This window comes from Prochlorococcus sp. MIT 0801 (genome assembly GCF_000757865.1).
Taxonomy (GTDB): domain Bacteria; phylum Cyanobacteriota; class Cyanobacteriia; order PCC-6307; family Cyanobiaceae; genus Prochlorococcus_B.
Window position 1 is genome coordinate 1,506,919 of record NZ_CP007754.1, and the last position, 21,806, is coordinate 1,528,724.

Sequence of the window (21,806 nt, forward strand, 5' to 3'; positions counted from 1 at the left end):
AAATCCAAATCAAATTGTCAAAACAAGAAAAATCAAATCAAATACATATCGTACTTGGACTAGGCTGCTCTGGAATAAGTGCCGCAAAACTACTTAAATCAGAAGGAAAAAACGTTTTAGTTTTAGAGAGTAATTCAAATGAAAAACTATTAAATATATCCAAAAAATTAAAATCAGAAGGAATCAACGTTATTTTACTTGACGAACCACTTCATATTAATAATTTTATCCCCTGGATAGAAAGTGTTTGTTCTATTACTGTAAGTCCAGGAATAGATTGGGAGCATATAGCGCTGAAAGAATTAAGATATAAGGATATCAAAATCCAGGGAGAAGTAGAATTAGCCTGGGAAAGATTAAAGCATATCCCGTCTATCGGAATAACTGGAACTAATGGAAAAACTACCGTCACAAACATGCTTAACCATGTTCTTAAATTAAATAATTTAAGAACTGATATGGGAGGAAATATTGGGAAAGCATTATCCAAAATTGCTTTAGAAAGTATAAAGAATAATGACCAAGAGTTAAACTGGCTAGTACTAGAATTAAGTAGTTATCAAATTGAAAGTTCACCAAAAGTAGCCCCTAACATAGGTATATGGACAACATTTACCCCTGATCATTTAGAAAGACATAATAATATAGAAAATTATTTCAAAATAAAGCGTAGTTTACTTGAGAAATCATCAATTCGGATTTATAATTCTGATGATAAATATTTGTCCAGCAAAAGAAAAGAATTACCTAAAGGTATATGGGTTGGAACAAAACAACAATCCTTCTACTCTCAATATCAAAAATTCTGGATCGATCAAAAAGGTTATATTTTTGAAGACAAAAAGAAACTATTTCATAGTTCTATACTCAAGATACCAGGCGAACATAATCTACAAAACCTATTGCTTGTAATAGCTGCGGCAAGAGAAGTAGGGCTTGATCATTTATCAATAGCCAAATCAATAGATTCATTTAAATCAATCCCTCATAGATTGGAGTATTTAGGAAAGATAAAAAATTTAAGTGTTTATAACGACAGCAAAGCCACTAATTTCGACTCTTCACTAACTGGTCTAAAATCTATTCCTCATCCAATAGTTTTACTAGCTGGTGGGATACAAAAGAAAGGAGATTATCTGCCATGGGTGAAACAAATAAAGCGATCTACCAATGGGATAGTTTTATTTGGACTTAGTGCAAATAATTTGAAAGAAAAATTATTAAAGTTTTCTTATATAGGAGAAATAATTGTCAAACAAAATCTAGAAGAAGCGACAATAGCATCTATAGAGATGGCAAGGAAAACCAACTCAAAAAGCATACTATTATCACCAGCCTGTGCAAGTTTTGATCAATATAAAAACTACGAAGAAAGAGGGGATCATTTCAAAAATCTACTTAAAAAGTATACACCTATCCAAATGATCTGATTTATCAAAACAGATTAGACTTGGTCGGAGATCCACCCTTGGTCATTATTTTACACATGATAATTTATATGCAGATTTGCTAGAAATAAGTTGAACCCAAATCATTCCCCCGAAAATGCTATTAGTCACAAGGAGTTAAATGCTTTTTTGATAAAAGCCCAAAAAGACTCACCCTTAAATGATTCTCTTGAAGATAACAAAAGTAAGGAAGAAGAGGATTTTAATGATTTAATAAAAAATTGGACCACAACAAGTCAAAAAATACTCTTAATTATGAATAGCAAGGAAAAAGTTTTCACTAAGAATAGAGATCCTAAATCTCTTATGGCCTTTGGGGCGATGGGTGCACATATAAATATGGCTCTACAAGCGCACAAAGCGACTGGATCTAATCAATAATAATAAAACATTAGTCTTTTATTACATAAGAAATTTAAAAACCAAAATGGAGTTTTTAAAAAATTATAATGAGAAAATAAATCCTTTATCATAAGGGTTACACAATTATTTATTTTGCCCGAGCAAAACCAAAACCCACTTGTCCTAGTTCCAGAGACAACTGCTAAGTCAATGAAATTGATGTCAATCGAACCCAAGGGTTCGATTGATGATTTGATTTATTGTCACCTATACGGCGTTGTTGGTGATTGGTATCTTTCGGAGATATCAGTAGATAGAAAAATAGCTTTTGGATTTCAAATCATAAATTCTGAACCTGTATGGGAAATGGATAATTGGGTAACTAATTCCAGTAAATGGGGAGAAATTCCGATCAAAAAACTACAAGGTCTTGTCAATGAGAAATTTCTAAAAGAGAAAGATATTCGGTTTTTAATTACAAGAGATTTATTTTGGGAACCTATCAAGTTTTCAGAGATTAATATTGAACAAAATACTCTTTTCTATCCAGGGACAACCGATAGAAGTTTATCTAGAATATAGGAAAGACTGAATCTCACCTATCTAAATAATTTTTAATTAAAATGAATGAAATAGACCCCCAAAATGATCCTCTTTATTTATTAACAAAAGCTGTTGAGCAAGGCGATCCTAAAGTTTCCAAAGAAGTAAAGGATCGCCTTGATAAATCAGATGATCCTTCAGAAATGAGATATTTAGAGGGATTACTTATACTACTTGGTGAGAGACCTGGAGAACTAGAAGATCCACCCGACGTAGAAGATGATCCAGATGAATATTGGAAAGAAAATGATTACTTTGAGGTCTAAATTAAAGTAATAGCAACTCCAACAAAAGATAAAAAAGAATAAAAAATTGTTAATTTATTTATTTCATCTCCCTCTCTCTTTGAAATAAAAAGTGCGCAGACAGGTGAAAGACTTAGCAAAGTCCAACCAATCCCAATAGGTAAAAATTTAAAAACTATCTGTTGAAACAATATTCCACAATTAGTGCCAAGTAAGGTTGATAAAATTAAATTTGAATGATTTTCTTTAGTTAGTGTTTTATTATTAAGAATACAAAGAAAATCATTTTTAAAAATAAAAAATAAAAATATTGATGCTGATAAAAGTCTGATTTCAGTTGTTTGTAAAGGGGATAATGTAGAGCTAATTAAAATCACCCTTGACAATAAAGCTGCCAAAACAGCACAAAGGACCGATCCAAATGCACAGAGAGTACCAAGAATATTTTTTCCTATAGGCTCTTCTTTTTGAAATGTATTCTGGCGTACAATCATTAATAAAGAGAAAGAAACAATCAAAGATCCTAGCCATACTTTTTGAGGATATATCTCATCAATGCTCCATGTTCCTAATGTAGTTGCAATTATTGGAGTCAAAGCTTCGAATGAAAGAGTTTTTCGAGTTCCTATTATTTTCAAAGCATTTATGTATAAAGTATCACCGATAGAAATACCGACTATTCCACTTATTATCAGAACAAAGATAGAACTCATATTTGACAGCCAACTTATAGTTAATACCACTGGGAAAAATAATATTGAGGCAAGGACATTTTTATAAATATTTATTTGCCTTGGTAATAAATTCTCAGATTCTTTGCGCCAGATAGAACATGAAAATGTCCAAAATAATACCGCTGAAATTGCTGCAAAAAAACCAATCATATTTAAAAATTTCTGACAAACAAATTTTAAAAGTATTTAAATATTCATCAAAAATCTAGAAAGGAGATAACTCACACAAATTTATTTTCTAGGGAACTAATTACTTTTCTTGCATTCTGGCTTGTTTTTTTTACTATTTAAATTAAGTTTGTCCTCACTCCAGACCTCTAATACATCTGGGAAGTGCTTCTCCATACATAAATCGCAAATCCCATGACTAAAACGAACATCTGCGATCTTCGATAGGTATTTTTCTAGATGCTGCCACTCACCATCCGAATCCCTTACCTCTTTGCAATATGAACATGTCGTTAAAATACCTTCCGTATTATGCATATGAGTAAGAGCATCAAGAAGACGAATAGATCTTTTACGAAGTTCCAACAAAGTTACAACCTGCCTAGATAATGCCTCCATAACTTGATGCTGTTGGTCAGACAAATGTCCAGGCTTTCTATCAATCACACAGAGAGTTCCTATTCGCTGATCATTTGGGGTTTGCAATGGAAAACCAGCATATAAACGAATTTTTGGTTCCTCAACCACCAAAGGGTTTGACTTGAATCGCTCGTCTAATAGAGCATCCTCAACAATCAATGGTTCTGAACTAGCAATTGCATGAGCACAAAAAGAAACGTCCCTTGATGTTTCTTTCGTCTCAAATCCACACATTGATTTAAACCATTGCGTATCTGTATCAACCAAGCTCATCAATGAGATAGGAGTTCCACAAGTTAAAGAAGCAATTTTCGTTATGTCGTCGTAGCATTGCTCAGGCTGAGTACCTAAAATCCTATACTCAGCAAGAGCTCTTAAACGCTCTTCTTCATTACTTATTTTTGGGGCGCCAAAACCCAAAACAATTCCTTGTAAATATGATTAAAGAATAGATAAGACTGGGTTATTAAATAGAATCTCTTCTTAATAATAAATAATTAAGTTTCTATAAGAAAAACATCAACAATATTAAGCAATGTCTAATCAAAAAAATAAACTTACAAGGCAACAAATGCTAGTAAACATATACAAACTAGGTCTTTGCCCGCAATTTTTGTTTTCTTCTTAAATAAATTGAGTAAATACTTTTAAATTTTTTAATTTCAAAACGTCTTACTAGACCTAATTTTAAAACTACTATTAGTGATTAAAGTATCATCAGAAAGATCTAAACCTTTAACACTAGAAATCTGTCCTTTTAGTCCTTCTAATTGAAGTTGATCAATCATCTGCTGAATAACCTGACTTTCTACTAATTTCTGATCAATCATTTCTGGGGTCATTTTCTCAAATAATTTTCCTGCTTTAGAGGCAACAACATCTGATGCATTAGTAATTTTGAGAAGAATCATAATGAAATCGAAACTTAGATAAATTGAAATCAAGTAAACTATTTACTGATAAATATCATACAAATCGATTACTCATCTAATATTAAAGGATTATGTAAATATAATTCAACCAAGAATCAATATAAAAATTTGTATTAAAGCCAAGCATATAAAGGTCCATAGTAATACCATACCTATTTTATTATGGAAAGAACCCTTCTTGTAAAATGACTGACCCGAATCCCAATTCCTAGTCATTATTAAAAACAAATAATCTATAAGATAAGATAGCAATAGAGTTGTTTTTTTATTGCTTCAAAACAAAACCATACAATTTAAAATCATTTTTTTCAAAAGCCAAAAGATTTCCACAGAAACAACATATATATTCCATAATGATTAAACTCGAAAAAATCTAAACATTAAAAATTTCCAAAAAAATTATTATTTTACCCTAGTATTTATTAAATGAACTTTGAACAAACAAAAAATTTAATAGGAAGAATCCTAATTTCAGCTATATTTATTTATGCAATTCCAGGTAAAATAATAAATTTCGAACGAACTGTTGAAATTATATCAAATAAAAATATACCTCCAATATTAGCTCCTTTTTTATTATTTTCAGCTATCATTTGCTTGATTTTTGGTTCAATACTTTTCATCTCAGGATTCAAGCAAAGATTCGGTGCATATCTTCTGCTTATATTTATAGTTCCAACAACTTTTATTTTTCATTTTTATCCTTTTCAAATAAAAGCTGTATTAATGAATGCTGGGCTAATTGGAGGTTTAATACTTGGGTCAAACAATATAAAAGGTAATTCACTCAAAGAACTTTTTAATAACCAGACAAATAAATATAATTAAATTTTTAAATTAAGTTTTAAATATTTGTATAGTGCCAATTCAACTTAATATCGATAGAGCATTCAAGATTAAGCTTCACAGGACAATCCTTAGCTGCATTTTGAAGTATTTTATATTTTTGAGAATCCAAATCAGATGGCATAAAAATTTCTAATACTAGAGTCTTTATTTTCCTAGGCCCCTCTGAAGTCATTGTCTTATAAACATCAATTTTAATATTACCAAGTTTCCATCCTCTACGTTTTGCCTCTATAGCCATAATTGTTATTACGCAAGTCCCCAAAGAAGAGGCTAATAAATCAGTTGGAGCAAAATCTTTTCCTTCCCCATCATGGTCTTTAGGTGCATCGGTATGAATGACACTCCCTGAAAGAGAATGTTTTGCCTCAGTGTGCAAATCTCCAAGATAGTTGCAACTAATCTTGGTAGAATTTAAATTAGCATTTTTCGAGTTTTTGATTTGAAGGCCCTAGTCTATAATTTTATTTTAACGAATATAACCTCTTACCTATTATTAAATAAGTTCCATTAGCAGAGATAAACCAAAAATGATAAATATCATTTATAAAATATAAAGTTTTCTTATCCTCAAAACAAATGACTTTTATTTCGTTTTTTCTAAGTTTACTTCTTACTCTAAATCCTTCTTCAGATTTCAATTGCGATGGAGATAGATTAACTGCAGTCATCAGAAATAACTTAAATGGAGATTTTGCCATAACCAATAATCTTGAAAATATTGATAAAGGAGCTTTTGTCGTTCTTCATTGGCGAGATATAAATCTCATGCTTCCAGTATCTTTTAAAGTCGGTGATATATCTTTCACGGACAAGAAATGGTTATGGAGTTATCAAGATGAGAAAAATGGATTAAGAATGGATGAACCTAGATTCGCTCAACTTTTACCTAATGGAGAAATTCAAGAATTCTCTTGTCTAGCTATTTTCAAAGAAGACATGATTTCATAAAGAAACCCTTAAGCAGGAAATAATCAAGACGTGCTATGGCTAGGTATTAAGTAGATGAAAAAACTTAAATGACTATCTCAAGATCAAGGAGATTTGTATTTGTAGATACGAAACCAAATTTAAGCAAAAAACAAGTTTTTATTTTTGGATCAATACTTGCAAGTGGTTGCTTAAGTGGGGCATTTTTAATCGCACTTTATATTGAATATCTTCATAATCCAGCTTTTCACAGTTTTGTTCAATCGAGAGGAATATTCCTTTGATTTTTGAGTTCATTGATATTAGATATTCCTTAAAAAAAATAAAAAAGCTCTCTTGTAGAGAGCTTTTTTATTGATTTTAAAAACTTTAAACATCTTGATTAAAGAGATAAAGTCAAAGAATCCACTATCAAATTGAACCTAGTAAAATAATAATTGTAGAACTTAAATTAAAAAGTTCAGCAATTATGAGTAACTATTTATTGGTTACACAAAACCAGGTATGATTTGACCTGTGGTCGCATATGCTCCAACTAAAGCAATACAACCAAATAATGCTGCATAGCCGTTAAGCCTTTCTGCGGTTACCTTTTCAGGATCAATGTTTCTTGTATTGTTCTTTTGAGTAGACATTACACAACTCCGGGAATTAGTTGGCCAGTTGTTAGATAGATACCTGTTAGAAGTACGAAAGCCATCATTGCTGGCCTTCCGATACTTCTTTCAAGAATTGTTTTGTTAGAAGGTTGCATAGTTAAAAAATTTAGAAGATGCCAGGGATTATTTGTCCTGTTGTTGCATATGCGCCAAAGGCTGCAACGAAACCAAGCATTGCTGCCCAACCGTTAAACTTTTCTGCTTCAGGTGTCATTTGTAAGTAGTTAGATTTATGTAAAGGAATGTAACGGAACTGTGCCTGCGATTGGTGGTGGGCAACCGAACATACTAGTAAAAATGATCAAAACCATTAGAAAAATCTATATAAAAAACGAAACTTTAATCAATACCTTTTCTTTGAAACACTTGTTAAATTCTTATAATTAAAAAAAATCAAATGAGAAAAGAAATTGTACGACCCCTCGATTGGACAAGAATCACTCACTACAGTTGATGTTGTAGGAGTCCTTGTCGGACATTTCCTTTTCGGCGTTGCCGCCACACTTTTAATTGATTGGAGTTGGATTCCCTTAAGTCCTCAACAAAAAGAAAGTGGCCGATCACTTGAAGAAATCAAAAGAAGCTGGGGTTGGGATAAAGAAAGTGATATCAAGAATGAGTCACTAAGCTCAGAAAATAGAACATCCTCAGTTGAAGAAAATAACGAGTAACGAGTCATCATTTAATTGCCAATAAAGTCAAATATTTTGCTGTGATACGTGTCATATAATCTGAAAATTTTCGGAAGATATATTAAAAATATTTAGCAAGAGTTTTTCAACTTAGGTGAAACTTTTGCGTGATAGTCATTTCTTGCATGGTCTTGGCTATCAAAACTAATACCATTAAATAAAATGCAATTAAATATTATTTCTTGAAAAGTAATTTATCTGTGTTTATTTCTCAAAACTATCGCTATAGATAACTATAAATAATTGTGTTTCGTAAATATATTTTTAATAAGTTTATTAAAATCTTTAATTGACTAAAATAATTCATAAACTAAGTTTTGTGCTAACCAAGGAAATGACAGGAAAAGATTGTACGCATTTATTTAAGTCTGCCTATGAAAATCGCTACACGTGGGAATCAGATTTTTCAGGTTACGAAGGTAGATGTTCTTGGACAGATGGCGAAATAGAAGTAGAAGGAAGCTTTTGCTTAGGACAAGATTTAAAAGCCACTGTTCAAGGAATAGATGACGAAAAAATACACAAAGCCATTTCTTCACAACTTTGGGAAGTTGCTATTCATAGAGTCAGAAGATCATTTGAACAAACACATGGTAAAAATACCTTTACTTTTGGAGATACAAATGAAATTGGCTCAGAAGTTATAGTTGGAGGGAAAAACGAAGGTGACAAATACAGGGTCAAAAATGATGTTGTTACGATGGTTTATAGGCATATTCATGGAAATCTAATAATCATCCTCACTAAGGATGTGACTCATACTGGTAATGGCTACTTAAGCAAGAGTTATTCCAGTCAATATCTTGATCCAATTTCAAAAAAAGATTTAAAGGGAAAAAGCTTTTACGAAGATGCTTTTATACCTTTATTCAAAGGTGGTCCTTGGGTTTTATCCTCTAGATCCATACATCAAGAAGCCTCAGAAGGTTCAATAATGAATAAACAAGTATTTTCTTTTTCGGAGTTAAAAAGTATTAATTCTAAGCAAGATTAGGCTCCAAAACATTAGCTAAGCTCATGATTTATGTAAGGATATCTGCTTAGGTGAAAACTGGGATTTATAAATTAACTATTTTCGATTATCAATGATTTGTAGGAAAGGGGGGTTTACAAATGCTTCTTCGTTTTGTTCCTATTCATGTTTTTCGTGAAACGCCACAAGTATCTTTTTTTGATGCAGGCGTAAATGGATCAAATGGTGCTGATGTTGTCATCCATCACAAAAACGCCATATCTCCTCCTGATGACGGGAATTTTGAGCAGTATTACATCCATCATCATCAAGTTGATCACAATTTAGTGATTGAAGGGAGCCGAAAATTTACTCTTATTAACCCCAAATGGGATGAGCCGCATCATGTAATTTTTTTAAATAGAGCAATGGGCGCACTGCAAATACCAATTGGAACTTATCACCGATCAGAATCAGGGAAAGAAGGAAGTATTGTTTTGAATCAAGCAACTAGAGATGATATGTTTGATCAAAGAAAAGAATTCTCACCTGTTAGCCTCAGATCAAACAAACAATTAAGAAAGGCTAGACAGGCTTATCCCGTCTACTGGATTTGGGAAGAAGGACGAATAAAAAGAGTAAAACTAGATTGCAAAGGGTACTCCAAGAGCATTAAGTTAGAGTCTTTAATACCTGCGCATTAATACATGCAATATTTCATATTATATTATAGTTATGACAATTAGAGTATTATGTCAACTAAAATTAGATATAAAGACAGAAAATTACAACATATTATAGACGTACAAATAAGACATGATTAATAAATTTATCATAGATGCACTATAAACATATTAAAAATTAACAGTGAATTAGATTAAAGGTGATATAAAAAAAGCCAGGAATAATTTGTCCTGTTGTTGCATATGCGCCAATAAGAGAAGTTATACCAATCATTGCCCAACGACCGTTAGATAACTCAGCGGACTCTGGGCTGAACTTATTAACAACATGGATGTAGTTACCAGATTTAGAGGATGATTCTGAACTCAAAAGACCCCTGGGATGATTTGTCCTGTTGTGACGTATGCACTTAAAAGGCTGATCATTCCAATCATTGCCCAACGTCCATTGGTTTTCTCAGCTTCCTTTGGATAGCTTGTATAGTTTTCCACTACTTGTGGAGGAGTTTCACGAGCAAATATATTTTGCTTTCCGTATTCAGTAATTACCTGAGAAGAAGATGACATGTAATACTTAACTTTTAATCTAAGCTAAATGCTTTGATAAGGGATACAAAGATACGCTCGGGTTCGGCTTACACGTCTATCGAATTTTAGCAAGGGATAAAGCTATGCCCAAACAGTAATGCCTGAATTGCAATCAAAGACATAAGGGAAACACAAACTGGCAATGGTCGCAATCGCCTACAAGACAAATAGCTTAGAGTGACACCAGTGCGCCACTCTTAAGAAGAACTCGTAGATAGTGGTTAGATGTCATGAACCTTCTAAAATTGAGAATTGATAGCGATCCCTAGTGGAATAAACCATCCCATCCCCATCATTATCATTATCATTATCATCATCAAAGCTAGAAATTAAAATTCGAATTCCTAGCAATGCAAGAAAGCCTGAGACAAAAACCACTATTAATTGAGTATGCATTATTTCTTTAAAAGTTCAACTTTAAAAGTATTTCTAACCATAAAAAGGTAGTGATTCACGCAAAGATATCATCAGAGAACGTGATCAATGCTTCTCAAAGCTCAGCAAGGATTTATTGTTTAACTGCTTTTTTGAGTGTTTTTAAAGTCCTATTGTTTTTTTTAGCCAGATCAGCCTTGCTTGGATTAGGGATACTGAACTGAGTAAGTAATTTCATGAAAATCATGAGAAATTAAAGAATATTAAAAACTTATAAATAACTAATCGCTATCAACTTGAAACTCTTTCAATGAGTCTCCGTAATAACTCATAGCAAGTTGAAGCAAAACCCAGTTCATAGCTCTAGACATTGTGACCTCGAAATGAATTCAACTTAAAGATGACTTATGTTTCAAAGTCTTGCCATGAGTAATTATTATTTTTAAAGGATTAAAAAAATCCGTCGCTATTTGAAATCAAATTAGTCATCAATCTTAGTTCTAAGAAGAAGTAACGATAAGTAATTATTCATAGCATTTGTGCGTTTTAAATATAAACTTTACTCATTAAGTAACTGAAAGGTATTGCATGGTTTTTCTATCGAATCCTCAAGTGTGGCACTTACCTGGCACTTGGTCTGAACAACCTATTGATGGTCCTTACTTAGGCATGACCTCAAGTCAATTAAGTTGGGTGGCTGCATCGATTTTGGCAACTCTATTGATAGCTTTTAGTGTTTACATTCTTGAGACGAGCAACTCAAATCGTAAAAGAAGTTCTTAGAATTGTTTGAATAATTAAAATTGACTTATTGGGTAAGTGATAATTCATGACTTATTTTATTTTATATTTCTTTGGCATAGCAACAATTTGGTGGGTTTATCGTGTTGGATGGACTGAAGCTCTAAAGACCATTCTCAGTGTTTTAATCCCTTCTTTATTAATTATTCTTTTTAATGTAAAAGCAGGACGACTCATATTCAAAAATCCTATGGTTGGGATAATAAGTGTTCTTCCTACCGCCATTTTTATTTATCGAGGAACAAAGCCTCTAGTATTTGGAATTAATAGTTGGATAGACAGGAAAAGAAACGAATTTGTTGATTCAAAAGAAGTGGTTGATGCCGAAGTGGTTTCTAAAGAGGAAGCATAATTTTTGAATTTAACAGCGTAGTCATAGCAAGAGATTTGCTGAGAAGAAAACTCTCAACCCTTTTATATGGATCTCTTTCCCCTTGAATAAAAGTGGATTATATTTTGAATTTCGAAAAAATCAGGAGTTTATTTATCCTTTTATTAGTTATATTTGTTGATCGCGCTGGATAAATGGCAATAATAAAGTGATTAATAAATAAACCATGACAGATAACGAGCCAAAGTGGGATTACACCACTAAAGAAGGAAATTTTGCTGCAGGAGCTGCGGTTGTTGGAGGGAATTTACTAGTTCTTATTATTTACATTCTCTATAGAACGGTTCCCTCTGTGCACCATTTCATTATCGGGAGATAACTCAAAAGTCATCAGGAGAACGACTTTACTTATTGGAGAACAGAGTTCTCAGTATCTTCTGTTAGTTGTTGATTGAGACCAGATGAAAGCCAATAAACAAGCCATTCCAATCAAAGGGAGAAGGGTTTTAATCAAGCCAACTACAACCAACACGCCTATGCCGGTAGAGGTATAAATTGCCCATTTCGGTAAATATCTACCTGCTCTGCTCCCTTTATTATTTGAAGGGGGAATTACTTCTGGATCAATAGCCATTTTCAACTGAAAGATAATTTATCTATTCACAGAATAAATTCATTAAAAAGGAAGACAAGCTCCCGATGGATACTGTAACCAGGAGAATTTGTTTTTGGCCATATATTCTCATGTCTAATATTACTGAAGCATCTATGTATTTTTAGTTTCTTCAAATAATCCCAAAAAAGTCCATGCAATTAATGAAACAAGTCCAAGTCCCAAAGATAAGATGGCAAACATAAATTCCCCTAAAAAAAGAACTGCAATAGCTATTGTTATGAAAATCAAAGAAAAAATTAAATAAATATTCGAAGGGATTTTTTTTAGAAACTCCATAATTCACATATAAAAAACATCTTTATTAAAAGGGAAACTCAGATTTTATCCATAAAGCAGAAATAACTTTCATAAGTAACCACACAACTAAAGCACCCTCAAGGAAGCCAAACCAATACAGTGCATAGTTAGATATCCCCATTTCTTTTTGGGCACGTTCAACAAATGATTTATGCCATTTGATCAACTTCACAATTCATCCGTGTAGATAAAATTATTATAGTTAAAAGCTGCAAATAATTTTTTTTTTAGAATAATGGGATTTCTTATTCTTGTAAGAGATTCTTCTATGCCAAAGCTAAGGCTAATGACCTAAAGACGAGCAAAATCTTACTTATCATGTATTAAAAACTACGAAAATGAGACATCTAAAAATTTATGAAAATATTAATCCAGTAATTGAAACTACTTCAGTAATCTTTAATATCTATAAGAATACAATAACCTTATTATAAAAAAATGGATAAATAGAGATGCATTAAACTATTAGAAGTAAAATATTATCTTAAATAATTCAATCCTCTGTAAGTGAGTTGTATTTGACACTTTGAAGCTGAATTACAATATACAAATGATCTTCCATTGAAATACATATTGACCATGGTACTAGCTCCTTAGAAGCGCTCAAGTCCCCGTCCTTTGGCTTGAGTCGAACTGCAGTCTACATAAGCAGATCGGACGATTGAATAGCAAAAGCTATACACATTTATAGTATTTATACTCATAAATGTCAACGCCTTCGATTTGCTCTCTATCTGTTTGTCTACCTCAAGAGAAAAATTACGTGGTTACTTTGCTGACTCAGACAACTCACTTAGCTCAATCCATCTATCCTCATGCTCTTGAATAGATTCAATTAGCTCTGCTAATTGATGACTAATTTCACTAATATCTACATCACTATCAGTTATCTTTTTTTCTAAATATATTTTCTTTTTTTCTAATATAGGTAGTCTCAGATCTAATTCTTTTAATTCTCTAGCTTCTTTAAAACTCAATCGTCTCGAATCATTTTTAGAATCTAATTTTATTTCTTGTCCACGCTTGTTTTGTGAATTATTAACTATTTTGGCTTGTTTTTTGGTTTCATTGTTTCGCTCCTCTAATATTTTTTGATCAAGAAATCGAGAGTAATTTCCTTCATATCTTCGCAAGTGACCGTTTTCAAAATTAAAAATTCGATCAATAGTTCGATCAAGAAAATATCTGTCATGCGATACAACTACAACACAACCTTTAAAATCATCAAGAAAATCTTCTAGCACACTTAGTGTTTGTATATCTAAATCATTCGTAGGCTCATCAAGCAATAATACATTGGGTGCTTGTATGAGCATTTTGCATAGAGCAAGTCTTCTTTTTTCTCCCCCTGAAAGTTTTAGCAGAGGACTATGTTGTTGACTGGGTGGAAAGAGAAATTTTTCTAAGAGTTGTGATGCTGTAATTTGTTTCCCTCCATGATCAATACGTAATGCAGCCTCCTCCACAAAATCGATAACTTTGCGGTTTAGGCCACTCCCTTGATTCAAGTCATTTGTATGCTGATCTAGGTAGCCAATATGAACCGTTTCTCCAAGTTTTATTTTCCCACTTGTAGGCAATCTTTTACCCGCAATTAGATCTAAAAGAGTGGATTTACCGCTGCCATTTGGACCAATAATTCCTACTCGGTCCTCTGGACTAAAGCTATAAGTGAAATCAGATAAAAGATCCAAATTATTTTCTTTATTATGTAGCGATAGCCCTACACCTTCAGCTTCAATTGCGATTTTTCCAATTCTTCTACTCAGTGAATTCATTTCTAAATTAGCTTTGACATGACTTTTAGGTTTCGCTTGCATTTCAGCAATCCTTTGAATACGTGCTTTTTGTTTTGTACTTCTTGCCTTGGGACCCTGTCTTAACCAAGCTAATTCCTTTCTTAAAACACCCTGAAACTTTTTCTTTGTAGATGCTTCTGATTGCTCTTGTTCAATTTTTTGTTGAAGAAATTCACGATAATTGCCCGAATACTTGCGAGCTTCTCCATTATTAATTTCGACCATCCGGTTGGTAATACGATCAAGAACATATCTATCGTGAGTTATTAAGACAAGGGCACCCTCATAATGGTCTAACCAATTTTGAAGCCATTCCACTGCAGATGCATCTAGGTGGTTAGTAGGTTCATCAAGAAGCAAGATGTCTGGTTTAGAGACAAGCGCAGCGGCAAGTCCCACTCTTTTGCGATAACCACCAGAAAGCTCTTTTACTGGCTTATCTAAATCTTTTATACCTAATCTTCTTAGAACATCTTGGCATTGTTGTTCTAAATTCCATGCCCCAGCGGCATCCATAAGTTCACTCGCCTGACCTAGCTTTTTCAAAAGGTCTTCATCTTCTGGATTTTGAGCGATTTTTCTACTTAGCTGACTGAAATTAAGTAATAATTTTCTTTTTTCTCCACACCCTTCAAGAACTTCCTCCAAAATACTTTTTTCACTGTTGTAACTTGTTTCTTGCCCAACTAAAGATATCCGCAAAGATGATAAACATCTCCTTTCTCCCTCCATCAAAGGTTCTATTCCTGCAATGACTCTCAAAAGTGTTGACTTGCCAGATCCATTTGGACCAATCAAACCAAGTCTCTCTTTTTTATTTACATGAAGATCTAAATTTTTAAAAAGATTTTTTATTCCAAAGTCTGTTGAAGCATTAACAAGACTAATCAACACAGCTTAAGTCCTCACGTCCTTAACTAAAGCTAACTTAAAAATAATACCCCCTAGTCCTCTAGAATTTTTCCAACGTTTGAACATGACATTTCTAAATAAATTCTGTTATTGCTAAATAGCTAATACATTCTATTTCAACAGTTACATCAACTATGAAATAGGGAATAAGGATGCAAGTTAAGAAAAATATAGTTAAGAAACTTAGCGAAAGAAATTACAGTACTGCTCTACCCTTGAACTAACCCTACCAGAATCTTTTAATCCTAATAACCTTGCGGCATCACCACTGTTAATTTCGACGGCATAGTATCGTCCACAAATGTTCTTAGTTTCATAAATTCGATCATCAGCATTAACTGCCATCGGAAATATAAGAGAAAAAGATAGAGACACGAGAAAGATACGGTTCATTATTTTATTTATGAGAAAAAAAACTTTAGAGCCTTTTGTGAGTAAGATCTTACATAATTATTTATACATATAAGAATAAGGATGATTTTTTTAAACAGAGTTCTTTCAAATTACTTTCTGGCTTGGAGTCAGATGTTTAATTACAAAGATAAAACAAGTAGAATACCTTTTTGGCACTTTTTTATTCTGGATGGATTAATAGGTGCTGTGGTTTCAATACTATCTAATAACAACCTTGCTAATGATCCAAATGATTTTTATAACATCGCTGAGGGATATGACTGGAGTTATTTGTATAGCATTCCATCTTTTTTAGTTTTCATAGCTTTATTAATCAGAAGACTGAGAGATATCGGAAAAGAAAACTTAGTTTTATGGGCATTTTGTTCATTTATTCCTTTCTACAATCTTTATATATTTTCCCAGCCTTCATCTGAAAAATAAATGAAATTTATAAAGCTGTAAGCATTATTTAGGTTTCTAAAATACTCATTTCCTACCCTTAAAGGTTCGAGGATAAGGAATATTAAGAGCGTTAAACCTTTTCAATTTTTTACGACGTCTATAACGCTTATAAAACAAGTCGAAAAGTATCGACACTCCAAACCAAGAGATAATACAGCTTATAATTATCCTTGCACCTTCAGTCGAAGCCAGCCAAAAGATAATAGGATCAACTACGAGATTAATGCTAATTATAAAGCCAATAAACAAAGAGATAGTAAGACAAGCTATTACTAAAAAAACTCTGAATATTTTTTTTGTGTTGGAATTTTTCATACCCAAATGCTTGAAATCGTATTAGGAATCCATATTTTCTATTCTCAAGCAAAATAGATAGTAAAGGAATTTTAATGTAATAAAAGTTGATTCACCTTTAATATTAAATATGTACAATTCACAGGTTAAGTAATAGAAAATTCAAAGGCAGACATTAAGAATTTGCCTTACTACAGGTTAGATTAAATTCAACTACTTTTAATAGATATATCTATTCAATAACGGCGAGATACTTATATAGCGACCAGGCAAGAGGCTTATGTTCATTCTTACAAATATTTAAATTACTTTTAGCCAGGTTGTTGGAAGTTTACAAACTGATCTCAAAAGGTAACCTATATTAGCTACTTTTAGCCAATGTCATTTCATCACTCTGTCGAGGAAACGATGTCAGACCTCATATGTCATATGCTTAAAAGAACCGACCATCTCAATACTGGAGATCAGTTAGCTATTGGTCAAGAATACAGAGAATGGATTAAATGCATAAAGAATAAAGACCTTGTTCCACAAAATATACTTTTTATCAATACATCTACTTTTGGGAAAAATAATCAATAAAGAGTTCAGAAAGATTAGATCATGTTCTACATCACAGTGAAACTAGTTACGCATTAATTCTTTTTCCAAATAACATCGTGACATTAATTCGACGATTCTCATATCCCTCTTTGAATTCATAAGTATCAGTTTCATGAAATAAATTTGAATTGAATATAACGGCACGATTTGCTTTATAAGGAATCACGGTAGATTTATAGTTCGTTGCCTTTAATTCTTTCTGGATTGCCATATCATTACCATTAAATTTTTTAAAATCCCATTCTTTTGGTGCTTCCAAGTGGTAGACAATCAAACCGCCATTAGTTGGATTTAAGTTAGCTTCGTTTTTTGTAATCCAGAAATTTACATTTATTGCGGCTTGATCAGCATGAATCTTAATACCTCTAATATTTGATTCTTTATTCTTTGCGCGACTATCGTATTTAAAAGCCCAAAGTTGTTCCAAAAGATGATCTTTAAATATTTTTGGAAATTTCTTTCTAAGTTCTTCTGCAATTTGAATAATTAATGGATTAGCTAAGCCTTCTCTTAAGTATGCTCCTAGATATCCATTAGGTTTAATTCCAAACCAAATTGTACTTTCAAGAAGAAACTTCAGCAACAAATCAAGTGCTTCAGTAGATAATAAATCATCTACATAAGTCACACCAGATTCATGGTTTAAATAACTCATCGTAATTTTATCCACGTCTATAGAATTACTTAATGCTGGCTTAGTTAGCTTAGATAACTCTACTTTATTTAGAGAAAGATTATAATTATCATAAAGCAACTTTTGATGCCTTTCATTTAGAACAATTATTTCAGTTTCAGAAGGCCAGTTAATCTCTAATGAGATTTTTCTATATAAATTTGCAAGCTCACTAAATCGTCTATTCTCAATCGAAAGTGATGATAAATAGTCGAATTGTTGAATATCATGATCAATCTTTGCCTTACTAATTTTCTTAAATCTTTCCAAGGTATCAAAATCTAACTTTTGAGACCCTCTTAGCAAATCAAAGCATTTAGAAAAATATTTTAAAGCTTTATCGTGTTCATTTTTTGCAAGTAGTGTTAAACCAAGAGAATAATAAGAATCAGCATACATTGGATTCAATCTTATAGCTCTTTCATAACTATCCTGAGCCTTATCAAAATCATCAAGTTCTTTTAAAATGTTTGCCAGATTATAATGATAAACAGCTGAATTAGGATTAATTTGAATAGCTTTGCGTGTAAATACTTCAGCTTCTTTAATTCTATTCAAGTCTTTTAGTAAGTTTCCAAGATTAAAATAAGCATCTACAAAATCTGGATTCAATTCTATTGCTTTCCGAAAATATCTTTCAGCTTCCTTAAAATTTTCAAAAGATATTAATAAAATTGCATAATTTGAAAATACTCTAGAATCTTGAATACCTTGGGAAATTAAATATTGATAACATTTTGCTGCCTCTAAAATTTTACCTTGTGATTGAAACTTAAATGCTTGATCGAATATTTGTTCTTCAGAAGGATTAGAGGAAGTGTTAGTAGTAATAATGGTGTTTTCTTTTATTTCTCCTAAATCCAATGGAACATTGAATGTTTTTATATTGAAGAATTTATTCTTTCTTTGTTCTTGTTTGTCTGATTTTTCCATATATTTTATTCCTATTCAAAAAACAAAAAAAGTAACTAGATATATTCTTTCTAGCTGATCAAGCTCTATTTGAGCTTTTCTCTTAATAGTTTGCGACTGCAACGCCTCAAATACTACTTAGATCTGATGTAGACAACTATTTTCCCATTCTCTGGCTGAAGTATTGAGGTCAGCTATGTATACGGTGAGAAGAGGTCAGTCATATATACAGGTAGACAACCCAACCCCCATCTTTCTATACGACGGGTAGCTGAAGACGTATTTATTTCGTGCGTGTTGTGCGATCTGTTTTGACTGCTTGATCTACATTAGACTTCGCCTAACAAAGAAAGTTTGCGAGTCACTAGGTTCGAAGTTACTCGAACTTTATTTTAACCCTGCATTTTCTCCATAATCCATGTCAGACAAAGATATCTCGTATTGGCTAATGACAAGTTAAACTTGAGTGACTTAAAGAGATTTGGCTGATTTAATAGAATCTGTTCACACTTTTCATCCCCAATCTTGCCAATGACAAGCAGACCAGAAATATTGGATGAGATCATGTTTTACATTCTCGAAAGAGCCAAGTGTGAAGAATAGACTGACAAGTACCTTGAGCATGTTCTCGACTACTGCAAAAAGGATTATCAAAAGGCTTTTGAAAAGAAGAATTAGATTAAATTCTATTCACTATTATTTGCCCTTCTTAAGATTGAAGAAAGAATGCGAAGTGGCTGGAATGTAAGTCACCATAATTAATGGATAAGAGAGCTAGAGCAGCAAGACGTGAAGATAGCCTATTAAGAATCATTTGCCTTAGCGGCAAAAAATAGCCACTGAAAAAGAAGCTCTTAAGCAAAAGAAAGAAGTACAAAGTAAACACCAAACAGGAAAATAAATCACAATAATTAAGACCAAATCAAACTGAGGGAGATTAGAAATTACATCTAGTAAGCTTTATTTTTGGGATCACAACTTTCAATGAAGAAAAAGTAAAAGATTTTCTTTAATTGCCTAGGAAACAGAAATAACTGGCGAAAATCAAATTTAATGATTAAAAAAATTATGCGTCGATTGGTATCTGTAATAGTTGGTCTAGCAGCTCTATCAGCTGGCTGTGCGACAACAAATCAAGACAATAGTTCTAGACTTAACCTTATAAAAAATCGCAATGAGTTGATTTGTGGAGTAAGTGGAAAGATTCCTGGATTTAGTTTTCTGAAAAGTGATGGCACTTATCAAGGACTAGATGTCGATATATGTAAAGCATTTGCTGCTGCAATCATAGGAGATTCAGAAAAAATTCAATACAGACCTCTAACTGCAGCAGAAAGATTCACGGCTATTAAAACTGGGGAAATTGACCTTTTGTCAAGAAATACCACTTTCACTCTCAGTAGAGATTCCTCAGGAGGAAATGGATTAACTTTTGCACCAGTTGTCTTCCATGATGGCCAGGGATTGATGGTCAAGAAGGAAAGTAAAATTAGTGGTCTCAAAGATCTTGCAAATAAATCTATATGTGTAGGCTCAGGTACCACTACTGAGCAAAATATAAATGATGCATTTGAGAGTGCCTCACTGCCTTATACACCAATCAAATATCAAGATCTTAATCAAGTGGTTGCTGGTTATTTACAGGGTCGTTGTTCAGCTATGACTTCTGATCGTTCACAATTAGCTGCAGCTAGATCTGGCTTTAAGAATCCAAAAGAACATATTATTCTTGATGATGTATTAAGCAAGGAGCCACTTGCTCCCGCTTCCGATGGCCAAGATCAGAAACTAGCTGATGCCATGAGATGGGTTGTCTTTTCCCTTATATCGGCAGAAGAACAAGGGATAACAAAATCAAATATTGATAAAAAAGTTCAAATTGCAAAGAATAATCCTCAGTTAAAACCTTTAAGAAGATTTTTAGGTATTGATGGGGGACTAGGAGAAAAAATTGGACTTAGCAATGACTTCGTAGTTAAAGTAATTAGCTCAACAGGCAATTATGGAGAGATTTACGAAAGACATTTAGGACAAAATAGCGAAGTACCTATTCCAAGAGGACAAAATGAGTTGTATAAGAAAGGAGGTGTACATATTTCACCACCATTCAACTAAAAATAATTTATTGCGGGAATGAAAATAAATCAAAAATTATTTTTGCAATTTGGAATATCTATTATCTTTTTTGGTTTACTTGGGATACTAATTAATAATTTAATAATAAATCTAATAAGAACAGGTCTTGGTTTTAATTTTAGCTGGCTTTTTAAACCAGCAAGTTTTGCTTTAGCGGAACACCCCTTACCTTATACCTCTTCAGATAGCTATGCTTGGGCTTTATTTATAGGTTGGCTTAACAGTCTTAAAGTTATTGTCTCATCATTAATATTGGCTACTTTCTTGGGGACACTAATAGGCTTTGCAAGGACAGGTTCAAACTCATTACTAGGTCTCATTTCGGCTGGTTACATCACAATAATTAGACAAACCCCTCTTTTACTTCAACTTATGTTTTGGTATTTTGTTGGGTTCTTAGGTTTAAAAGACAATATGTTTATCCAAATAAAAAATATATTTAACATTTCAAATAAAGGAATAGAGTTTTCAGGATTAACTTTTTCTTCGGAGTTTCTAGCATTATTATTTGGTCTAAGTATCTTTACAAGTGCTTTCATAGCAGAGGTAATCCGCGGAGGTATTCTTTCTGTTCCGAGAGGGCAATGGGAAGCATTTAGGAGCTTAGGAATTTCAGAAAGAAAAGGACTTATCCGCATAATACTTCCACAGGCATTACCAGCGATCATTCCTGGACTTACAAGTCAATACCTTAACCTTGCTAAAAATAGTACCTTAGCTATAGCCGTTGGATATTCAGATATTTACGCAATTAATGATACTATCATTAATCAAACAGGAAGAGCTATCGAGTGTTTTATCATATTACTTATTAGTTTCTTGCTATTAAATTTATTGATAACTAATGCCATGGAAATCATAAATAGATTAATTTTAAAATCACAAAGATACAGTTGA

General features: G+C 32.5%; 33 protein-coding genes. 17 read left to right on the plus strand and 16 right to left on the minus strand.

Going from position 1 to position 21,806, the window contains the following annotated elements; all coding sequences use genetic code 11:
- Window positions 1-14: 14 nt before the first annotated feature.
- The 4 genes from murD (at window position 15) to EW15_RS08170 (ending at window position 2,659) form a co-directional block, all read left to right on the plus strand.
- The gene (gene murD / locus EW15_RS08155) at window positions 15-1,430 is read left to right on the plus strand and encodes a UDP-N-acetylmuramoyl-L-alanine--D-glutamate ligase (protein ID WP_038654009.1); all 1,416 of its coding nucleotides are present in this window, start codon (window positions 15-17) and stop codon (window positions 1,428-1,430) included.
- Window positions 1,431-1,520: 90 nt separating this feature from the next.
- Window positions 1,521-1,829 carry a hypothetical protein gene (locus tag EW15_RS08160; RefSeq protein WP_038654011.1) on the plus strand — a complete coding sequence of 103 codons (309 nt, stop codon included), beginning with the start codon at window positions 1,521-1,523 and terminating at the stop codon, window positions 1,827-1,829.
- 114 nt (window positions 1,830-1,943) lie between these two features.
- On the plus strand, window positions 1,944-2,372 hold the full coding sequence (locus EW15_RS08165) for a hypothetical protein (protein WP_038654013.1): 429 nt from the start codon (window positions 1,944-1,946) through the stop codon (window positions 2,370-2,372).
- A gap of 41 nt (window positions 2,373-2,413) precedes the next feature.
- The gene (locus EW15_RS08170) at window positions 2,414-2,659 is read left to right on the plus strand and encodes a hypothetical protein (RefSeq protein WP_038654015.1); all 246 of its coding nucleotides are present in this window, start codon (window positions 2,414-2,416) and stop codon (window positions 2,657-2,659) included.
- Here the strand turns inward: EW15_RS08170 and EW15_RS08175 are convergent.
- The 3 genes from EW15_RS08175 to EW15_RS08185 form a co-directional block, all read right to left on the minus strand.
- A complete protein-coding gene (locus tag EW15_RS08175; protein WP_038654017.1) occupies window positions 2,656-3,522 on the minus strand; it encodes an EamA family transporter in 867 nt (288 codons plus the stop codon). The two genes, EW15_RS08170 and EW15_RS08175, sit on opposite strands and share 4 nt — an antisense overlap.
- Before the next feature lie 96 nt (window positions 3,523-3,618).
- Window positions 3,619-4,380, minus strand: a complete 762-nt coding sequence (locus EW15_RS08180; protein ID WP_038654019.1) for a GAF domain-containing protein — start codon at window positions 4,378-4,380, stop codon at window positions 3,619-3,621.
- A gap of 242 nt (window positions 4,381-4,622) precedes the next feature.
- Window positions 4,623-4,871 carry a hypothetical protein gene (locus tag EW15_RS08185; RefSeq protein WP_038654021.1) on the minus strand — a complete coding sequence of 83 codons (249 nt, stop codon included), beginning with the start codon at window positions 4,869-4,871 and terminating at the stop codon, window positions 4,623-4,625.
- Window positions 4,872-5,318: 447 nt separating this feature from the next.
- Between EW15_RS08185 and EW15_RS08190 the strand changes: the two genes are divergently transcribed.
- Window positions 5,319-5,720: a DoxX family protein gene (locus tag EW15_RS08190; protein ID WP_038654023.1), complete on the plus strand. Its 402-nt coding sequence runs from the start codon at window positions 5,319-5,321 to the stop codon at window positions 5,718-5,720.
- 16 nt (window positions 5,721-5,736) lie between these two features.
- Here the strand turns inward: EW15_RS08190 and EW15_RS08195 are convergent, their stop codons facing one another.
- Window positions 5,737-6,117 (minus strand): OsmC family protein, encoded by a 381-nt coding sequence (locus tag EW15_RS08195; protein WP_038654025.1) that lies wholly within the window; start codon window positions 6,115-6,117, stop codon window positions 5,737-5,739.
- Window positions 6,118-6,317: 200 nt separating this feature from the next.
- Between EW15_RS08195 and EW15_RS08200 the strand changes: the two genes are divergently transcribed.
- Window positions 6,318-6,689 (plus strand): hypothetical protein, encoded by a 372-nt coding sequence (locus EW15_RS08200; protein ID WP_038654027.1) that lies wholly within the window; start codon window positions 6,318-6,320, stop codon window positions 6,687-6,689.
- A gap of 68 nt (window positions 6,690-6,757) precedes the next feature.
- Window positions 6,758-6,952, plus strand: a complete 195-nt coding sequence (locus tag EW15_RS08205; protein ID WP_038654029.1) for a hypothetical protein — start codon at window positions 6,758-6,760, stop codon at window positions 6,950-6,952.
- Between the two features lie 204 nt (window positions 6,953-7,156).
- Here EW15_RS08205 and EW15_RS08210 read toward each other — a convergent pair whose 3' ends face one another.
- Genes EW15_RS08210 through EW15_RS08220 form a run of 3 tightly spaced genes read right to left on the minus strand, consistent with a single transcriptional unit; the run spans window position 7,157 to window position 7,541 of the window.
- Window positions 7,157-7,303: a high light inducible protein gene (locus EW15_RS08210; protein ID WP_011824346.1), complete on the minus strand. Its 147-nt coding sequence runs from the start codon at window positions 7,301-7,303 to the stop codon at window positions 7,157-7,159.
- Window positions 7,303-7,422 (minus strand): high light inducible protein, encoded by a 120-nt coding sequence (locus EW15_RS08215; RefSeq protein ID WP_011294968.1) that lies wholly within the window; start codon window positions 7,420-7,422, stop codon window positions 7,303-7,305. Before EW15_RS08215 ends, EW15_RS08210 begins: the two co-directional genes overlap by 1 nt.
- An 11-nt stretch (window positions 7,423-7,433) precedes the next feature.
- A complete protein-coding gene (locus EW15_RS08220) occupies window positions 7,434-7,541 on the minus strand; it encodes a high light inducible protein (protein ID WP_011125327.1) in 108 nt (35 codons plus the stop codon).
- Between the two features lie 196 nt (window positions 7,542-7,737).
- Between EW15_RS08220 and EW15_RS08225 the strand changes: the two genes are divergently transcribed.
- The 3 genes from EW15_RS08225 (at window position 7,738) to EW15_RS08235 (ending at window position 9,675) form a co-directional block, all read left to right on the plus strand.
- A complete protein-coding gene (locus EW15_RS08225) occupies window positions 7,738-7,998 on the plus strand; it encodes a hypothetical protein (protein WP_225866557.1) in 261 nt (86 codons plus the stop codon).
- A 355-nt stretch (window positions 7,999-8,353) separates the two neighbouring features.
- On the plus strand, window positions 8,354-9,013 hold the full coding sequence (locus tag EW15_RS08230; protein WP_038654031.1) for a DUF3386 domain-containing protein: 660 nt from the start codon (window positions 8,354-8,356) through the stop codon (window positions 9,011-9,013).
- Between the two features lie 119 nt (window positions 9,014-9,132).
- Window positions 9,133-9,675 (plus strand): hypothetical protein, encoded by a 543-nt coding sequence (locus tag EW15_RS08235; RefSeq protein WP_038654033.1) that lies wholly within the window; start codon window positions 9,133-9,135, stop codon window positions 9,673-9,675.
- A gap of 157 nt (window positions 9,676-9,832) precedes the next feature.
- Here the strand turns inward: EW15_RS08235 and EW15_RS08240 are convergent, their stop codons facing one another.
- The 3 genes from EW15_RS08240 to EW15_RS11370 all read right to left on the minus strand — a co-directional run bounded on the left by EW15_RS08240 (window position 9,833) and on the right by EW15_RS11370 (window position 10,638).
- Window positions 9,833-10,024: a hypothetical protein gene (locus EW15_RS08240; RefSeq protein WP_038654035.1), complete on the minus strand. Its 192-nt coding sequence runs from the start codon at window positions 10,022-10,024 to the stop codon at window positions 9,833-9,835.
- The gene (locus EW15_RS08245) at window positions 10,021-10,221 is read right to left on the minus strand and encodes a high light inducible protein (RefSeq protein ID WP_038654037.1); all 201 of its coding nucleotides are present in this window, start codon (window positions 10,219-10,221) and stop codon (window positions 10,021-10,023) included. Before EW15_RS08245 ends, EW15_RS08240 begins: the two co-directional genes overlap by 4 nt.
- Before the next feature lie 249 nt (window positions 10,222-10,470).
- The gene (locus EW15_RS11370; protein ID WP_197049673.1) at window positions 10,471-10,638 is read right to left on the minus strand and encodes a hypothetical protein; all 168 of its coding nucleotides are present in this window, start codon (window positions 10,636-10,638) and stop codon (window positions 10,471-10,473) included.
- A 591-nt stretch (window positions 10,639-11,229) separates the two neighbouring features.
- On the opposite strand from EW15_RS11370, the gene EW15_RS08250 reads away from it, so the two are divergent.
- From EW15_RS08250 to EW15_RS11375, 3 genes are all read left to right on the plus strand, one after another.
- The gene (locus EW15_RS08250; protein ID WP_197049674.1) at window positions 11,230-11,400 is read left to right on the plus strand and encodes a hypothetical protein; all 171 of its coding nucleotides are present in this window, start codon (window positions 11,230-11,232) and stop codon (window positions 11,398-11,400) included.
- Window positions 11,401-11,446: 46 nt separating this feature from the next.
- Window positions 11,447-11,770, plus strand: a complete 324-nt coding sequence (locus EW15_RS08255; protein WP_038654041.1) for a hypothetical protein — start codon at window positions 11,447-11,449, stop codon at window positions 11,768-11,770.
- Between the two features lie 205 nt (window positions 11,771-11,975).
- The gene (locus EW15_RS11375) at window positions 11,976-12,128 is read left to right on the plus strand and encodes a hypothetical protein (RefSeq protein ID WP_011295035.1); all 153 of its coding nucleotides are present in this window, start codon (window positions 11,976-11,978) and stop codon (window positions 12,126-12,128) included.
- Between the two features lie 48 nt (window positions 12,129-12,176).
- Here EW15_RS11375 and EW15_RS08260 read toward each other — a convergent pair whose 3' ends face one another.
- From EW15_RS08260 to EW15_RS10945, 5 genes are all read right to left on the minus strand, one after another.
- Window positions 12,177-12,383 (minus strand): hypothetical protein, encoded by a 207-nt coding sequence (locus EW15_RS08260; protein WP_038654043.1) that lies wholly within the window; start codon window positions 12,381-12,383, stop codon window positions 12,177-12,179.
- 132 nt (window positions 12,384-12,515) lie between these two features.
- Window positions 12,516-12,701, minus strand: coding sequence for a hypothetical protein (locus EW15_RS08265; RefSeq protein WP_038654045.1), 186 nt, complete (start codon window positions 12,699-12,701; stop codon window positions 12,516-12,518).
- 25 nt (window positions 12,702-12,726) lie between these two features.
- Window positions 12,727-12,894, minus strand: coding sequence for a hypothetical protein (locus tag EW15_RS11380; protein ID WP_197049675.1), 168 nt, complete (start codon window positions 12,892-12,894; stop codon window positions 12,727-12,729).
- A 595-nt stretch (window positions 12,895-13,489) separates the two neighbouring features.
- A complete protein-coding gene (locus EW15_RS08270) occupies window positions 13,490-15,415 on the minus strand; it encodes an ABC-F family ATP-binding cassette domain-containing protein (RefSeq protein ID WP_038654047.1) in 1,926 nt (641 codons plus the stop codon).
- A 201-nt stretch (window positions 15,416-15,616) separates the two neighbouring features.
- On the minus strand, window positions 15,617-15,826 hold the full coding sequence (locus EW15_RS10945) for a hypothetical protein (RefSeq protein ID WP_197049676.1): 210 nt from the start codon (window positions 15,824-15,826) through the stop codon (window positions 15,617-15,619).
- Between the two features lie 132 nt (window positions 15,827-15,958).
- Here EW15_RS10945 and EW15_RS08275 point away from each other — a divergent pair, with 132 nt between their 5' ends.
- Both EW15_RS08275 and EW15_RS08280 read left to right on the plus strand, forming a co-directional pair.
- Entirely contained in the window at window positions 15,959-16,270 is a 312-nt protein-coding gene (locus EW15_RS08275) for a DUF805 domain-containing protein (RefSeq protein WP_225866558.1), read from the plus strand.
- A 693-nt stretch (window positions 16,271-16,963) separates the two neighbouring features.
- Entirely contained in the window at window positions 16,964-17,167 is a 204-nt protein-coding gene (locus EW15_RS08280; protein ID WP_038654051.1) for a hypothetical protein, read from the plus strand.
- A gap of 46 nt (window positions 17,168-17,213) precedes the next feature.
- On the opposite strand, the gene EW15_RS10365 is transcribed toward EW15_RS08280, so the two are convergent.
- Entirely contained in the window at window positions 17,214-18,794 is a 1,581-nt protein-coding gene (locus tag EW15_RS10365; protein ID WP_052041212.1) for a tetratricopeptide repeat protein, read from the minus strand.
- 1,032 nt (window positions 18,795-19,826) lie between these two features.
- Between EW15_RS10365 and EW15_RS08295 the strand changes: the two genes are divergently transcribed.
- Together EW15_RS08295 and EW15_RS08300 are read left to right on the plus strand one after the other, a co-directional pair.
- The gene (locus EW15_RS08295; RefSeq protein WP_038654053.1) at window positions 19,827-20,888 is read left to right on the plus strand and encodes an amino acid ABC transporter substrate-binding protein; all 1,062 of its coding nucleotides are present in this window, start codon (window positions 19,827-19,829) and stop codon (window positions 20,886-20,888) included.
- An 18-nt stretch (window positions 20,889-20,906) separates the two neighbouring features.
- Window positions 20,907-21,806, plus strand: coding sequence for an ABC transporter permease subunit (locus tag EW15_RS08300; RefSeq protein ID WP_038654055.1), 900 nt, complete (start codon window positions 20,907-20,909; stop codon window positions 21,804-21,806).

What these genes read in the sequence shown, in the direction of transcription:
- EW15_RS08170 (WP_038654015.1), top strand. Translation starts at nt 2,414, where the DNA reads ATGAATGAAATAGACCCCCAAAATGATCCTCTTTATTTATTAACAAAA.
- EW15_RS08175 (WP_038654017.1), bottom strand. Translation starts at nt 3,522, where the DNA reads ATGATTGGTTTTTTTGCAGCAATTTCAGCGGTATTATTTTGGACATTT.
- EW15_RS08185 (WP_038654021.1), bottom strand. Translation starts at nt 4,871, where the DNA reads ATGATTCTTCTCAAAATTACTAATGCATCAGATGTTGTTGCCTCTAAA.
- EW15_RS08190 (WP_038654023.1), top strand. Translation starts at nt 5,319, where the DNA reads ATGAACTTTGAACAAACAAAAAATTTAATAGGAAGAATCCTAATTTCA.
- EW15_RS08200 (WP_038654027.1), top strand. Translation starts at nt 6,318, where the DNA reads ATGACTTTTATTTCGTTTTTTCTAAGTTTACTTCTTACTCTAAATCCT.
- EW15_RS08205 (WP_038654029.1), top strand. Translation starts at nt 6,758, where the DNA reads ATGACTATCTCAAGATCAAGGAGATTTGTATTTGTAGATACGAAACCA.
- EW15_RS08210 (WP_011824346.1), bottom strand. Translation starts at nt 7,303, where the DNA reads ATGTCTACTCAAAAGAACAATACAAGAAACATTGATCCTGAAAAGGTA.
- EW15_RS08215 (WP_011294968.1), bottom strand. Translation starts at nt 7,422, where the DNA reads ATGCAACCTTCTAACAAAACAATTCTTGAAAGAAGTATCGGAAGGCCA.
- EW15_RS08220 (WP_011125327.1), bottom strand. Translation starts at nt 7,541, where the DNA reads ATGACACCTGAAGCAGAAAAGTTTAACGGTTGGGCAGCAATGCTTGGT.
- EW15_RS08230 (WP_038654031.1), top strand. Translation starts at nt 8,354, where the DNA reads ATGACAGGAAAAGATTGTACGCATTTATTTAAGTCTGCCTATGAAAAT.
- EW15_RS08235 (WP_038654033.1), top strand. Translation starts at nt 9,133, where the DNA reads ATGCTTCTTCGTTTTGTTCCTATTCATGTTTTTCGTGAAACGCCACAA.
- EW15_RS08245 (WP_038654037.1), bottom strand. Translation starts at nt 10,221, where the DNA reads ATGTCATCTTCTTCTCAGGTAATTACTGAATACGGAAAGCAAAATATA.
- EW15_RS11370 (WP_197049673.1), bottom strand. Translation starts at nt 10,638, where the DNA reads ATGCATACTCAATTAATAGTGGTTTTTGTCTCAGGCTTTCTTGCATTG.
- EW15_RS08255 (WP_038654041.1), top strand. Translation starts at nt 11,447, where the DNA reads ATGACTTATTTTATTTTATATTTCTTTGGCATAGCAACAATTTGGTGG.
- EW15_RS11375 (WP_011295035.1), top strand. Translation starts at nt 11,976, where the DNA reads ATGACAGATAACGAGCCAAAGTGGGATTACACCACTAAAGAAGGAAAT.
- EW15_RS08260 (WP_038654043.1), bottom strand. Translation starts at nt 12,383, where the DNA reads ATGGCTATTGATCCAGAAGTAATTCCCCCTTCAAATAATAAAGGGAGC.
- EW15_RS08265 (WP_038654045.1), bottom strand. Translation starts at nt 12,701, where the DNA reads ATGGAGTTTCTAAAAAAAATCCCTTCGAATATTTATTTAATTTTTTCT.
- EW15_RS10945 (WP_197049676.1), bottom strand. Translation starts at nt 15,826, where the DNA reads ATGAACCGTATCTTTCTCGTGTCTCTATCTTTTTCTCTTATATTTCCG.
- EW15_RS08275 (WP_225866558.1), top strand. Translation starts at nt 15,959, where the DNA reads ATGTTTAATTACAAAGATAAAACAAGTAGAATACCTTTTTGGCACTTT.
- EW15_RS08280 (WP_038654051.1), top strand. Translation starts at nt 16,964, where the DNA reads ATGTCATTTCATCACTCTGTCGAGGAAACGATGTCAGACCTCATATGT.
- EW15_RS10365 (WP_052041212.1), bottom strand. Translation starts at nt 18,794, where the DNA reads ATGGAAAAATCAGACAAACAAGAACAAAGAAAGAATAAATTCTTCAAT.
- EW15_RS08295 (WP_038654053.1), top strand. Translation starts at nt 19,827, where the DNA reads ATGATTAAAAAAATTATGCGTCGATTGGTATCTGTAATAGTTGGTCTA.
- EW15_RS08300 (WP_038654055.1), top strand. Translation starts at nt 20,907, where the DNA reads ATGAAAATAAATCAAAAATTATTTTTGCAATTTGGAATATCTATTATC.